Raw genomic sequence first — 13,918 nt, forward strand, 5'->3', positions numbered from 1 at the left:
GCAGGCTGCGCCCATGAGTTACGACCTTGCCGTCTGGGAGGGCGAGCGGCCGGCGGACGACGCTGCCGCGAGCCGGTGCTTCGACGATCTGTACGACCGGTACATCGCCGCGGGCGGGCCGGACGTCCCGGCGACCGACCGGATCGCGGCGTACGTCGCCGCGCTCCTGGCGCGGTGGCCCGATCTCACCGAGGACGGGGGCGACCGCTCGCCGTGGTCGACGGGCCCGCTCATCCGCGAGGCGAGCGGGCCCCTGGTCTACTTCCCGATGCGCTGGAGCATGGCGGACGAGGCGTCCGCCCACGCCGCGGAGGTGGCCGCGTCGCTTGGTCTGGTCTGCTACGACCCGCAGGCCCGGTGTCTGCGGCCCTGAGCCGGACCTCAGGTAAGATACCCATACTATGAATGACCCTTACACGCTGGAGGCGGGCGTGCCGCCCGTCGAGGTCTACCGCCGGCTGCGGACCGACGCGGGACTGTCCGACAAGGCTCCCGCGGCCGCCGCCCTCGGTCTGGCCGGCACCTGGTTCGGCGTGGTCCTGCACCACGAGGGGCGGCCCATCGGCATGGGGCGGATCATCGGCGACGGCGGCACGGCGTTCCAGGTCGTCGACATCTGCGTGCACCCCGCCCACCAGGGCCGGGGCCTCGGACGGCGCATCATGGCGGCGCTGACCGAGGAGCTGGAGCGCCGGGCCCCGGCCACCGCGTACGTCTCCCTGATCGCGGACGGACCCGCCCGCTTCCTGTACGAGAAGTTCGGCTTCGCCGACACGGCCGCCCACGGCTCGATCGGCATGTACCGCATGATGCGCGGGAACTGACGGCCCGGCGGTGTGGTCTGTCCGAAGGTACGCGGCGGGTCCGGAGGCGAGTGGCCGGGCCTGACGCGTCGTCGGTTCTGACGCGCCGCGGGCGTGGTCCTGCCGTCGGCTGCCGCGGGTGCCTGGTTGCATGGTGCCGACCTCCGGTCCATCTCCGCCCCCGACCCCAGGAGCAGTACCCGTGAAGATCGCGATCATCGGCGCCGGCAACATCGGCGGCACCCTGACCCGGCGGCTGTCCGCCCTCGGCCACGAGGTGTCCGTCGCCAACTCCCGTGGCCCGCAGACGCTCTCCGCTCTCGCCGCCGAGACCGGTGCGACGGCGCGGCCGGTCGAGGAGGTCGCCCGGGGGGCGGAGCTGGCCGTGGTGACGATCCCGCAGGGCAAGGTCCCCGAGCTGCCGGCCGGCCTGTTCGACGGCGCCGCCGACGGGCTGGTCGTGGTCGACACCGGCAACTACTACCCCCGGCAGCGCGACGGCCGGATCGCGGGGATCGAGATCGGCAGCACCGAGAGCCGCTGGGTGGAGCAGCAGCTCGGACGTCCGGTGGTCAAGGCGTTCAACAACATCTACGCCCACCACCTGGCCGATCTCGGGCGCCCGGCGGGTGCGCCGGACCGGATCGCGCTGCCGGTCGCCGGTGACGACGAGCGGGCCAAGGCGGTCGTCCTCGGCCTGGTGGAGGCCCTCGGTTTCGACGCCGTCGACGCGGGTTCGCTGGAGGACTCGTGGCGCCAGCAGCCCGGTACGCCGGTGTACACCACCGACCTGGACGCGGGCGGCGTACGCCGGGCCCTGGCCGAGGCCGACCCGGAGCGCTCCCCCGACTGGCGCGCGACCCCGGACAGCCCCGGCAGCTTCGAGCACCCCGCCTGAGCCCGGCGCACGGGCGCGCCCGGCCCGCGCACCGGAGCGCGCGGGGCGGACAGCGGTGGCCGCACGCTCCGCCGTCCGGGTTGATCGGTCGCGGGCCCCTTGCCGCGGCGGTGGTCCGAACGGGTACATGGAGCTGGCCGTACGTAGCCGAATCGAGGCCCGTCCACCCCGGGGAGCGACATGCCCTCCTTCACCATCACCGACCGCGGCGGCGTGAGCTTCCCTCCGGGCGACCACACCGCCGTCGCGTTCTTCTGCGACAACACGCTCGACGGCGCCCCGCAGGCCGCGCTGCGGGTGGTGGTCTGGTCCCCCGGCCACCCGGACGTCCACCGGGTCGCCGTCGGCAACGACGGCGGCCGCCAGGTCGTGATCACGTTCGCCGAACCGGCCGCGACCCACACCGTCACGGTGACCCGCACGGACGGCCTGTCGTTCCCGGTCTACGCCGCGGTGACCTGAGATGGCCGCCGAGGAGCCGGACTTCGTCGTCACGCACCAGGGTGGGGTGACCTTCGCCGAGGGCCAGTACACCGGTGTGCGGTTCTTCTGCGACCACACCCTCGACGGCTCGCCGCGGGCCGCGCTGCGGGTGGTCGTCTGGTCCGGTTCGGCCGACGTGCGGTACGTCGCCGTCGGCAACGACGGCGGCTCCGCGGTGACGGTCCGCTTCGCCCGCCCGCTGCTCACCCACACCGTCACGGTGACCCGGACGGACGGCCTGTCCTTCCCGGTCCACGCCGTGCTGGACCGCGAGCCTGCCTCCGGGTCCGACGGCACACCCACCACACCCACCACGCCCGGGCCGATCGCCACCTCGGAGATCGACTTCTCCGGCGCCGGGTCGTGGTCCAGCGGTTCGGCGGCCTGCATCGGCTACATCGACGAGGCGCTGGACGCGATGGGGATCACCGACCCGGGCGCCCGCCGGTCCTGGGAGCTCGGCATGGACACCATCGCGTCCAGGGAGTCCGCCTACAACTCGCCCAGGTGGCAGATCAACACCTCCGACGCCAACGTGGTCGGCCCGCCCGTACCGGAGGACTCCGCGCATCCCGGGGCGCCGTTCCAGTGCTCGCGCGGGGTGGCCCAGTGCATCCCGCAGACCTTCGCCGGCCACCACCAGGCCGGGACGTCGGTGCGGATCTACGACCCGGTCGCCAACTTCGCCGCCGCGATGAACTACGTGATGGACGCCTACGGCGTGGCGCGGGACGGCCACGACCTGGCCGCCAAGGTGCAGCAGGCCGACCCGGACCGGCCGCCCGCGGGGCACTGGGACCGCGGGGCACTGGGACGGCGGGGTACTGAGACCGCGGGGTACCGAAACCGCGGGGACAACGGTGCGCGCGGCGCTACCCGTCCGCCCCGCGCTGGACGGCGGCGGCCGCCCGGTGCAGTTCGGCGAGCACCGTGCGGACCGCCCGGCGGGCCAGGCGCTCCGGGCGGTGCAGGACGTCGACGTGGCGGCGGGCGGGCACGCCGGTGAGCGGTCGCAGGACCAGGGCGGGATGCCGGGGCGTGGTCCAGCGGGGCATCAGGGCGATGCCGCCGCCGGCGGCGACGGTCTCCGCGACCACCGCGAACTCGTTGATGCGGTGGACGATGTCGAGCGGGCGGTTGGCCGCGGCGGCGATGGCGTGGACGGTGGCCATCAGCGGGAAGCCGTCGTGCACGGTGATCCACGGCTCCCCCGCCACGTCGCGGGGGGTGAGCCGGGCCTTGGCGGCCAGCGGGTGCACGGCGGGCAGCGCGACGTCCAGCGGTTCGAGCAGCAGCGTGGAGACGGTGACGGCGGCGGGCCACGGCGGCGCGTGGTCCAGGTGGTGGGCGATCACCAGGTCGTAGTCCCGGGTCAGCTTCGGGAAGTGGTCGCGGGCGACGTCCTCGTCGGCGAGCGAGAGGCGGGGGCTCCCGGAGCCGGGGCGGTCCCGCAGCAGGATCGGGAAGAACGTGGAGGCCGCGCTGTGGAACGCGGCGACCGACACGCCCGCGTCGGGCCGGTCGACGTACTCGTCGACCACGCGGCGTGCCCTGGCGAGCGCCGTCTCCACCTCCACGGCCGCGGCGGCGAGCGCCTGCCCGGCCTCGGTGAGCACCAGGCGGCGGCCCTCGCGTTCGGTGAGCGGGACCGGGATCGGGCGTTGCAGCAGGTGGAGCTGTTGCGAGACCGCCGAGGGGGTCATCGCCAGCGCCTCGGCGGCCGCGGTGACGCTGCCCAGTTCGCCGAGCTCGCGGAGGATGCGCAGCTGCCGTTCGTTCATCCCGACAGTGTAGGGAAACTGAATGGTCCATGAAGAAGGTCGCTCTTGGCTTCAAGATCCTGGTGCGGCAGCGTAGGGGCGTGATCCAAGCCCGCCGCACGGATGCGGTCCTCCTGCTCGTCGCCCTGGTCTGGGGTTCCAGCTATCTGGCCGCGAAGACCGCCACCGCCGCCCTGCCGGTGCTGGTGGTGCTGTTCGCGCGCTATCTGCTCTCGGCCGTCGCCTGCCTCGCCCTCGCCGCGCCGGGCCGCCGACGCGGGCCCTGGACCCGGGCGGAGGTCCGGGTCGGGGCGGTGCTCGGTGTCACCCAGGCGGCCGTCCTGGTCCTGGAGACGTACGGGGTCGCGCACACCAGCGCCGCCAACGCCGGGCTGATCATCAGTCTGACCATCGTGCTCACCCCGCTGCTGGACCGCTCGGGCGGCGCCGGCCCGCTGCCGCCGCGCTTCTTCGCGGCGACGGCCGTGTGCCTGCTGGCCGTCGGACTGCTGATGTCCGGCCAGGGCTTCCACCGGCCGGGCGCCGGCGACCTGCTGATGCTCCTCGCAGCGGTGGTCCGGGCGGCCCACGTCGCGCTGGTGGGCCGGCTGACGGCCCGGCACCCCGTCCGGCCGATGCAGCTGACGGCGGTCCAGACGGTGGTCGGGACGGCGCTGTTCGCGCTGCCGGCCGCGGGCGGGGTGCCGGCGCTGGCCCAGGCGCCCGCCGCGGTCTGGGCGCAGCTCGGGTACCTCGCGCTGTTCTGCAGCGTGTTCGCGTTCGTGGCCCAGACCTGGGCGGTGCAGCGGACCTCGGCCGGCCGGGCCAGCCTGCTGCTGGGCACCGAGCCGGTCTGGGCCGTGGCGGTCGGCGTCTGCCTGGGCGGGGAGAGGTTCGGCCTTCCGGCCGCGCTCGGCGCGGTGCTGATGGTCACGGGAACGTACTGGGGCCAGGCCGTCGAACGGGCCCACCGCACGACCGGTCCCGCGCGGCAGCCGGACCGGGCCGCGGCTCCCGCCGGGGCCTGAGCCACCGGCACGGACGCCCCGGCGGCTCGCCGATGCGGCGTGAGGCAGGCCTTCGCCGTGGACGAGCAGACCGAGCCGGGCCCGAACGCGCACACGCGGAAGGCCCGGACCCCGACCGGACGGGCGTCGGGACCACCCCCGGATCGGCCTGCGGGCCACGGACGGGCCACCCCGGCAGCTACGCCCGCTGCGCGTACCTTCGGCCGAATACAGCTGCGCTCGCGTCGCCGCCGACGGATCCGTCTCCGGGCCGGCGGCGGGCCACTGCAGCCGGTACGTCCCTGTGCGACCGCCTTCCGGACGTAGGCGGGTGCCCGCGCGCCGCCACCGGATCTGTCCCCAAGCCACCCACACGCGGGTGCCGAGGCCGGTGGCCGTCCACTTCGGCGGGTACGGCCCCGCGCGGGAACCTTCCGCCCTCGCCGGGTGCGGTCAACTCCCGGCTCGCGCAGGGTGATTCCTCGAGTCCGACGCGGAGGCCGCCGAGCGCCGCGCTACCCGGGCCGGCCGGTGGTGTCCGCGCGGGCGGCCCGGGTCCAGGCGACCAGGTCGCGGGCGAGCGGGGCGGCGTGGCGGGCCCAGCGGAAGTGGTCGAGGGGGCCGCCGGCCGCGTCCCCGGCGGTGTAGCCGCGGCGGTCGACCGGCGCGTTCGGCACCTTGCCGCACAGGTGGTCGACGGCGCCCGGCGGCGCGAGGCGGTCGCCCTCCACGTCCACCGCGAGCACCGGCACCCGCAGGCCGCGCAGGGTGTCCTCCATGTCGGCGCCAGCCAGCCGGTAGCGGCCGGTCCGGGCCTGGTGGGCCCAGTCGATGATGACGCCGGCCGGCTGGCGGCCGCCGAAGCCGAGCCGGTGGCCCGGCCAGTGGCCGAGCGCGGCGGCGGTGAGGGCCATCAGCCGGCTCGCGGCGAGCAGCCCGGGGGCCCGCAGGCCGTACGCGCGGTGGTAGACGGATCCGGCCGCGACCAGGGCGACGGCGTCGGGCGCCGGGGTGCCGCGTTCGGCGGCCTCGGCGGCCTGGACGAGGGCGAGTTGTCCGCCGAGGCTGTGCCCGCAGACGGTGAGGGCGGCCTGTGGCAGGTGGGTGCGGACGGCGGCGACGGCCGCACCGAGGTCGTCGGTGAGCTGGCGGTAGCCGGTGGTGCGGGGCACCTGCCCGCGCGCGCCGCTCCCCCGGTGGTCCAGCACCAGCGCGGTGGCGCCGGCGGCGTGCAGGTGCTCGGCGAACCGCCGGTAGAACCCGACCGGTGTCCCCATGGCCGGGGAGACCAGCACCACCGGCGCCCCCGGATCGTCCTGGGCGAGCCCGTGCAGCGGGAAGGCGGCACCGTCGGGTGCCTCGACCTCGAGGTGGCGGGGCAGTTCCGCCCGTGTCTGCGGCATCCGACGGAGTATGGCACACGGGTACGACACGGGGCCGCCCACCGGGAGGGCCGGGAAGCGTCAACGGCCTTACCCCGCCGGGCCATTGACATGGACCTGCAACCAGGACTTAACCTGGCGTGCGCTACCGATCGGTAGCTTCGGTTCTGAACCGGACCGGGTCAAGTCGCACGGCACCTCCGAACACCCCGCGGAGGAGCAGCCCCCGTGCGCCCCGGCCCGGGAGTCGCACATGCCCCCAACCGCGTCGTGACTCACCCTCGGAGAGCCCATGAGGCCCACTTTTCCGCCGGCCGACCTCGTCATCGGGATCACCCCCTTCCTCGAACCCGACGCCGGCCTCGCGGAGGCCCTCTGCCGCGCCGGAGCGCTCGGCGTACTGGACCTCGGCACCGGCGACCGGCACGCCCGCGAGCAGCTCGCCGCACTGCGCGAACGCGCCCCGGGCCGCTTCGGCCTCCGGGTGCAACCCGGCTGCCGGCTCTCGCCCGCCGACCTCGACGCCCCCGGTACGGCCGCACCGCACACCCTCGTCCTGCCCGCGGACCTGCCCGGCTGGGAGCTCGGACCGCTCGGCGCCCGCTACCGGCTGCTGGCCGAGGTGACCGACCTGGCCCAGGCCCGCGCCGCCGTCGGCGCCGGGGCCCACGGCCTGATCGCCCGCGGGGCCGAGAGCGGCGGCCGGGTCGGCGAGTTGAGCACCTTCGTGCTGCTCCAGCAGTTACTGGGCGCCCCGGAGATCGGGGTACCGGTGTGGGCGTGCGGCGGCATCGGGCCGCGCACCGCGGCGGCGGCGGTCGCCGGCGGCGCCGCGGGGGTGGTGCTGGACAGCCAGCTCGCCCTGCTCGCCGAGTCCTCGGCGGCGCAGCACGTCGCGGCGGCCGTCCGCGGCATGGACGGCTCCGAGACCGTGGTCCTCGACGGGAGACGGGTGCTGCGCCGCGGCACCCCGGCCGCCCCGGCCCCTGCACGTCCCGCACGCCCCGCCACCGCACCACGAGGCAGCGAAGCGCCCCCCACCGAAGCGTCCGCCTCCGAGCCGTCCACCACCGAGCCACGAGGCACCGAACCGACCGCCACCGAACCAACCGCCACCGAACCGTCCACCGCCGAGTTGGCGGTCGGTCAGGACGGCTCCCTGGCCACGGCCTTCGCCGACCGGTGGGGCACCGTCCCCCGGACCGTCCGGGCGGTACGGGAGGCCGTCCTGGACGGACTGCGGACGGCGGCCGCGGCCCGGACCGAACTCGGCGAGCAGTCGGCGCTGAGCCGGGCCCTCGGCACCCGGCTGCCGGTGGCCCAGGGTCCGATGACCAGGGTCAGCGACCAGCCCGGCTTCGCGGCGGCGGTCGCCGGGGCGGGCGCCCTGCCGTTCGTGGCCCTGGCCCTGGCCGGTCCGGAGCAGTCCCGCGACCTGCTCGCCCGGACCCGGACCGCGCTGGACGGGCGGCCCTGGGGCGTCGGCGTCCTCGGCTTCGCGCCCGAGGAGCTGCGCGCGGCCCAGCTGGCCGAGGTGCTCGCCGCCCGCCCCACCCACGCCGTGATCGCCGGCGGACGCCCGGCCCAGGCGCGGGTGCTGGAGGAGGCCGGGATCCGCACCTACCTGCACGTGCCCTCCCCCGGGCTGCTGCGGCAGTTCCTGGAGGACGGGGCCCGCAGGTTCGTCTTCGAGGGCGCGGAGTGCGGCGGCCATGTCGGGCCCCGGCACAGCTTCCCGCTCTGGGAGGCGCAGTCGGCGGTGCTGGAGGAGTTCCTCGACGCGGCGGCGCCGGGCGGGCCGCCGGTGGAGGTGCTGTTCGCGGGCGGCGTCCACGACGAACGCTCGGCGGCCATGGTGGCGGTGCTGGCGGGACCGCTGGCCGCCCGTGGTGTCGCGGCCGGGGTGCTGATGGGCACCGCCTACCTGTTCACCGAGGAGGCGGTCGCGCACGGGGCCGTCCAGCCGCTGTTCCAGCGTCAGGTGGTCGCGGCGCAGGCCACCGAGCTGCTGGTGACGGCTCCGGGCCATGCGACCCGGTGCGTGCCGAGCCCGTTCACCGCCGAGTTCCGGGCGCTGCACGGGCGGCTGCGCGCCGACGGGGTGCCGGACCGGGAGGTCTGGGAGCGGCTGGAGCGGCTGAACGTCGGCCGGTTGCGGATCGCCGGCAAGGGCGTCGACCGGGTGGCGGGCGAGCTGACCGCCGTCGACGAGGCGGGCCAGCTGGAGCAGGGGATGTTCATGGCCGGGCAGGTCGCCGTGGTGCGGTCGGCCACCACGACCGTGGCCGCCCTGCACACCGCGGTCAGCGCGGGCGCGGCGGACTTCCTGACGGCGCGGGCCGAGGAGCTGGCGCAGCCGCTCGGCCTGTCCCCGGCCGCCGCGCCCGAGCCCGAGCCGGAACCGCTGCGGATCGCGGTGATCGGCATGGCGGGCATGTTCCCGAACGCCCCCGATCTGCCCGCGTTCTGGGCGAACGTGCTGGCCGGCGTGGACGCCGTCACCGAGGTCCCCGCCGACCGCTGGGACCCGGAGCTCTACCACTCGCCGGACGGCGGACCCGGCACCACGCCCTCCAAGTGGGGCGGTTTCCTGCCGCCGGTCCCGTTCGACGCGCTGTCCTACGGCATCCCGCCGGCCGCGCTGGCCAGCATCGAGCCGGTCCAGCTGCTGGCCCTGGAGGCGGCCCGCCGGGCGCTGACGGACGCCGGGTACGACGGCGGCGGCCCGGACGGCGGCCGGGCCTTCGACCGCTCGCGCACCAGCGTGGTGTTCGGGGCGGAGGCGGGCAGCGACCTGTCCAACGCGGGCGTGCTGGGGGCGGTGCTGCCCGCCTATCTGGGCTCGGTGCCGCCGGCCGTCGCCGAGCAGTTGCCGAAGCTCACCGAGGACTCGTTCCCGGGCATGCTCGCCAACGTGATCTCCGGGCGGATCGCGAACCGCCTCGACCTGGGCGGCGCCAACTTCACCGTGGACGCGGCCTGCGCCTCCTCGCTGGCCGCGCTCGACGTGGCCTGCAAGGAGCTGGCGACGGGCTCCGCCGACCTGGCCCTGTGCGGCGGCGCCGACCTGCACAACGGCATCAACGACTACCTGCTCTTCGCCTCGGTGCACGCGCTGTCGCCGACCGGCCGCTCCCGCCCGTTCGACGCGTCGGCGGACGGCATCGCGCTGGGCGAGGGCGTGGGCTGCCTGGTCCTGAAGCGGCTGGCCGACGCCGAACGGGACGGCGACCGGGTGTACGCCGTCGTCCAGGGCGTCGGCAGCGCCAGCGACGGCCGCTCGCTCGGCCTCACCGCCCCGCGGCCCGAGGGGCAACGGGCCGCCCTGGAACGGGCGTACCGCGGCGCCGGGATCACCCCCGCCGCCGTCGGCCTGGTGGAGGCGCACGGCACCGGCACGGTGGTCGGCGACCGCACCGAACTGGCCACGCTGACCGACGTGTTCACGGCGGCCGGCGCGGCGCCGGGGAGCTGCGCGCTGGGATCGGTGAAGTCGCAGATCGGGCACACCAAGTGCGCGGCGGGACTGGCGGGCCTGATCAAGGCGTCGCTGGCGCTGCACACCGGGGTGAAGCCGCCGACCCTGCACCTGACCCGCCCGAATCCGGCCTGGGAGGCCGGGAGCAGCCCGTTCGCGTTCCACACCGAGGCCAGGCCGTGGGCCGAGCCGGCCGCCGAACGGGTGGCCGGGGTCAGCGCGTTCGGCTTCGGCGGCACCAACTTCCATGCCGTTCTGACCGGTTACGACGGCCCGTCACCGCTGCACGGGTCGCAGCAGTGGCCCGCCGAGCTGTTCGTCTTCCGCGGCGGCGACCGGGAACGGGCGCTGCGCGGGGTGGCCGAACTGCTGCGGCTGGCCGAGGCGGAGGGCTCGCCGTGGCGGCTTCGCGACCTCGCGCTGGCGGCCTGCACCCGGGCGGAGTCCGGCCACGGTCCGGTCCACGTCGCGGTGGTGGCCTCCGACGTCGCCGAGCTGGCCGTACTGCTGCGCCGCGCGCTGGACGGGGAGCACGATCCGGCGGCCGGGGTGCACCTGGCCGAGGGCGGGCCGGTCGGCGGTGCGGTGGCGTTCCTCTTCCCCGGGCAGGGCAGCCAGCGTCCCGGGATGCTGGCGGAGCTGTTCACGGCGTTCCCGGCGGTGCAGCGGCACCTGCTGCTGGGCCGGGCGTACGCGGACGTGCTGTACCCGCCGACGGCGTTCACCCCCGAGGTGCGGGAGGCGCAGCGCGCGGCGGTGACCGACACCAGGGTGGCCCAGCCGGTGCTGGGCATCACGGAACTGGCCGCCCACGAGCTGCTGGGGCTGGCCGGGATCCGCCCGCAGTTGGCGGCCGGGCACAGCTACGGCGAGCTGGTCGCGCTCTGCGCGGCCGGGGCGCTGGCGGCGCGGGACCTGCCGGCGATCAGTGCCCGGCGGGCGCAGGCCATCCTGGACGCGGTCGGCGAGGGCGAGGACCCGGGGTCGATGGCGGCGGTGGCGGCCGGGGCGGAGCAGGTCGACGAGGTGCTGGGCGCCGCCGGACTGGCCGGCCGGGTGGTGGCGGCCAACCACAACGCGCCGCGGCAGACCGTGATCTCGGGTGCCACGCCGGAGGTCGCCGCCGCGACGGAGCGGCTGCGCGAGGCCGGGTACGGGGTGAAGGCGCTGCGGGTCGCCTGTGCGTTCCACAGTCCGCTGGTCGCGGGCGCGGGTGAGCGGTTCGCCGACGCGCTGGCCGGCTGGCAGGTGCGGGCACCGGAGTTCCCGGTGTACTCCAACCGGACGGCGGCCGCGTACCCCGCCGACCCGGCGGCGGTCCGGGCCGGGCTGGCGGCGCAGATCGGCGCCCCGGTGCGGTTCGTGGCCCAGATCGAGGCGATGTACGAGGCGGGTGCCCGGGTGTTCGTGGAGGCCGGGCCGGGGTCGGTGCTGACCGGTCTGGTTCCGGCCGTGCTCGGGGACCGGCCGCACCGTGCGGTGCCGCTGGAGGGGCGGCGCCGGGGCCTGCCCGGGTACCTGGACGCGCTGGCCGAACTGGCCGTCGCGGGCGTGCCGGTGACCACCGCACGGCTGCTGCACGGCCGCGGCGCGGTGGACGCCGGCCGGGCGCGGGCCGGGCGGCGGCCCGGCTGGACGGTGGACGGACAGCTGGTCCGCACCGCCGCCGGAGAACTGCTGCCCGGTGCGCTCGCGCCGGCCCGACCCGTACCGGAGGCACTGGTGGCCGCACAGGACGCGCACCCGCACCCGCACGCCGACCCGAGCAGGAGCGGGGACGCCCTGGTGGCGGACTTCCTGAGCAGCAGCCGGGAGTTGATCGCGGCGCAGCGCGACGTGCTGCTGACGTACTTCGGCGCGGCGGGCGTCGCGGTGCCGGCGGTGGTTGCGGCGCCCGCGGTCCCGGTGCCGGCGGTCGCGGCGGCGCGGCCCGAGCCGGTGGCCACGCCCGCGGCGGACGCACCACCCGCGCCCGGCGATCTGCTGACCACCGTCATCGGCCTGATCAGCGAACGCACCGGCTACCCCACCGACATGATCGAACCCGACCTCGACCTCGAAGCCGACCTCAGCATCGACTCCATCAAACGCACCGAGATCATCGGCCAACTCGCCCGCCACCTCAGCACCGACACCACCACCGACCTCACCACCCTCGACGACCACCAAATCGAAGAACTCACCCACGCCCGCACCGCCGCCGCCATCACCCACTGGCTCACCACCCACACCACCACCCCCACCCCCACCGCCGACGTACCCGCACCCGGTGACCTGCTCACCACCGTCATCGGCCTGATCAGCGAACGCACCGGCTACCCCACCGACATGATCGAACCCGACCTCGACCTCGAAGCCGACCTCAGCATCGACTCCATCAAACGCACCGAAATCATCGGCCAACTCGCCCGCCACCTCAGCACCGACACCACCACCGACCTCACCACCCTCGACGACCACCAAATCGAAGAACTCACCCACGCCCGCACCGCCGCCGCCATCACCCACTGGCTCACCACCCACACCACCACCCCCACCCCCACCGCCGACGCACCCACGGCCACGCCCGCCCCCGGCGCCGACGCATCTCCGGAGCCCACGGTGGTGGGGCACGAGCCGGTACGTCTGCAGCTGCTGCCGGTGCCGCTCGCGGCGCCCGGGGGGTCGCCGCAGCTGCTGGCCGGCCGGCGCTTCGCGCTGCTCGGCTCGGACGGCCGCGGCGCGGCCGAGGCCGTGGCGGCGCTGCTCTCCGGGCACGGCGCACAGGTGCTGTCGCTGGACGCCGAACACCTGCTGTCCGACGGCGACGGGCCGGTGGACGGGGTGCTGCTGCTCGATCCGCTGGCCGCGCACGGCGCGCCGGTGCTGCCGGGGTGCGTGGGTGTGCTGCAGGCCGCGCTGGCCGGCGGGCCGCGGTGGCTGTTCGCCGTCCGCGCGGCGGCCCCGGACGGCACCGGCCGGACGGACGGGCTGCGCGGGCTGCTGCGCAGCCTGGCCCGCGAGTACCCCGGAACCTCGGCCCGGCTGGTGGAGTTCGAGCCTTCGACGGCACCGGCCGGGCTGGCCGAGGCGCTGGTCGGCGAGCTGCTCGCGGAGGACCGCGAACCGGTGGTGCTGCACGGCCCGGCCGGACGCCGGGGCCTGGCCCTGGTGGAGTCCGGTCTCGGGCTGCTGGCCAGCACCGGTGCGGGACCGGCCGGTGACGGGGCGGCGGAGGCCGCCGCCCTGGGGCTCGACCGGGACTCGGTGGTGCTGCTGGTCGGTGGGGCGCGCGGGATCACGGCGCGGTTCGCGGCGGCGCTCGCGGCGGCCTCGCGCTGCCGGTTGGAGCTGCTGGGCCGGACCGCGCCGCCGGAGGGCCCCGAGGACCCGGTGACGGCCGGCGCCCGGGACCGGTCGGCGCTGCGGGCGGTGCTCGCCCGGCAGGGGGTTCCGCTGCCGGAGGTGGACCGTGCGGCGTCCCGGCTGCTCGCCGGCCGGGAGGTGGCGGCGACCTTGGCGGAGCTGACCGCGCTGGGCTCGGCCGTCCGCTACCAGGCGGTGGACGCGGCCGACCCGGCGGCCGTGCGGCAGGCGGTCAAGGAGGTGTACGCGGCGCACGGCCGCCTGGACGGAGTGGTGTACGCGGCCGGTGTGATCGAGGACCGGGTGTTCGCGGACAAGGACCCGGAGTCCTTCCGGCGGGTCTTCGCCACCAAGGCGGACGGTGCCCGGGCGGTGCTCGACGCGCTGGCGGAGGTGGCGGCCGGGCCGCGGTTCACGGTGCTGTTCGGCAGCATCGCGGCCGCTCTGGGCAACCGCGGCCAGGCGGACTACGCGGCGGCCAACGACGCCTTGGAGGCGCTCGGTGCCCGCTGGGCGGCGGGGACCGGCCGCCGGGCGCTGACCGTGCACTGGGGTCCGTGGGCGCCCTCCGGTCCGCACGGCGGCATGGTCTCGCCGGAGCTGGCGCTGGACTACGCCCGCCGGGGCGTCAGGCTGATCGACCCGGGTGCGGGCACGCTGGCGCTGCTGCGCGAGCTGGCCTGGGGCGAGGAGTCGGTGCGGTCCGTGGTCTACACGGCGTCGGGCTGGTGACGGCCGTGGCGAGCCCGCAGGCGTCCCCGG

The 13,918-nt window shown here is 76.2% G+C and carries 8 protein-coding genes; 6 read left to right on the plus strand and 2 right to left on the minus strand.

The genetic code is table 11. The features are described from left to right. Window positions 1-13: 13 nt before the first annotated feature. The 4 genes from AC2TEW_RS17170 to AC2TEW_RS17185 all read left to right on the plus strand — a co-directional run bounded on the left by AC2TEW_RS17170 (window position 14) and on the right by AC2TEW_RS17185 (window position 2,163). Complete coding sequence (locus AC2TEW_RS17170; RefSeq protein ID WP_484624220.1) at window positions 14-373, plus strand: hypothetical protein; 360 nt, start codon at window positions 14-16, stop codon at window positions 371-373. Between the two features lie 28 nt (window positions 374-401). Next, window positions 402-824 (plus strand): GNAT family N-acetyltransferase, encoded by a 423-nt coding sequence (locus AC2TEW_RS17175; RefSeq protein WP_484624221.1) that lies wholly within the window; start codon window positions 402-404, stop codon window positions 822-824. A gap of 181 nt (window positions 825-1,005) precedes the next feature. Then, window positions 1,006-1,701 carry an NADPH-dependent F420 reductase gene (locus AC2TEW_RS17180; protein WP_484624222.1) on the plus strand — a complete coding sequence of 232 codons (696 nt, stop codon included), beginning with the start codon at window positions 1,006-1,008 and terminating at the stop codon, window positions 1,699-1,701. Between the two features lie 180 nt (window positions 1,702-1,881). Then, entirely contained in the window at window positions 1,882-2,163 is a 282-nt protein-coding gene (locus AC2TEW_RS17185) for a hypothetical protein (RefSeq protein WP_484624223.1), read from the plus strand. 893 nt (window positions 2,164-3,056) lie between these two features. Here AC2TEW_RS17185 and AC2TEW_RS17190 read toward each other — a convergent pair. After that, window positions 3,057-3,965: a LysR family transcriptional regulator gene (locus tag AC2TEW_RS17190; RefSeq protein ID WP_484624224.1), complete on the minus strand. Its 909-nt coding sequence runs from the start codon at window positions 3,963-3,965 to the stop codon at window positions 3,057-3,059. An 80-nt stretch (window positions 3,966-4,045) separates the two neighbouring features. Here AC2TEW_RS17190 and AC2TEW_RS17195 point away from each other — a divergent pair, with 80 nt between their 5' ends. Continuing rightward, window positions 4,046-4,972: a DMT family transporter gene (locus tag AC2TEW_RS17195; protein WP_484624225.1), complete on the plus strand. Its 927-nt coding sequence runs from the start codon at window positions 4,046-4,048 to the stop codon at window positions 4,970-4,972. Between the two features lie 494 nt (window positions 4,973-5,466). Here the strand turns inward: AC2TEW_RS17195 and AC2TEW_RS17200 are convergent, their stop codons facing one another. After that, on the minus strand, window positions 5,467-6,354 hold the full coding sequence (locus AC2TEW_RS17200; RefSeq protein WP_484624226.1) for an alpha/beta hydrolase family protein: 888 nt from the start codon (window positions 6,352-6,354) through the stop codon (window positions 5,467-5,469). Between the two features lie 271 nt (window positions 6,355-6,625). Between AC2TEW_RS17200 and AC2TEW_RS17205 the strand changes: the two genes are divergently transcribed. Next, the gene (locus tag AC2TEW_RS17205; protein WP_484624227.1) at window positions 6,626-13,888 is read left to right on the plus strand and encodes an SDR family oxidoreductase; all 7,263 of its coding nucleotides are present in this window, start codon (window positions 6,626-6,628) and stop codon (window positions 13,886-13,888) included. Window positions 13,889-13,918 lie beyond the last annotated feature (30 nt).

It is taken from the genome of Kitasatospora sp. NEAU-CNBT7, assembly GCF_057220535.1.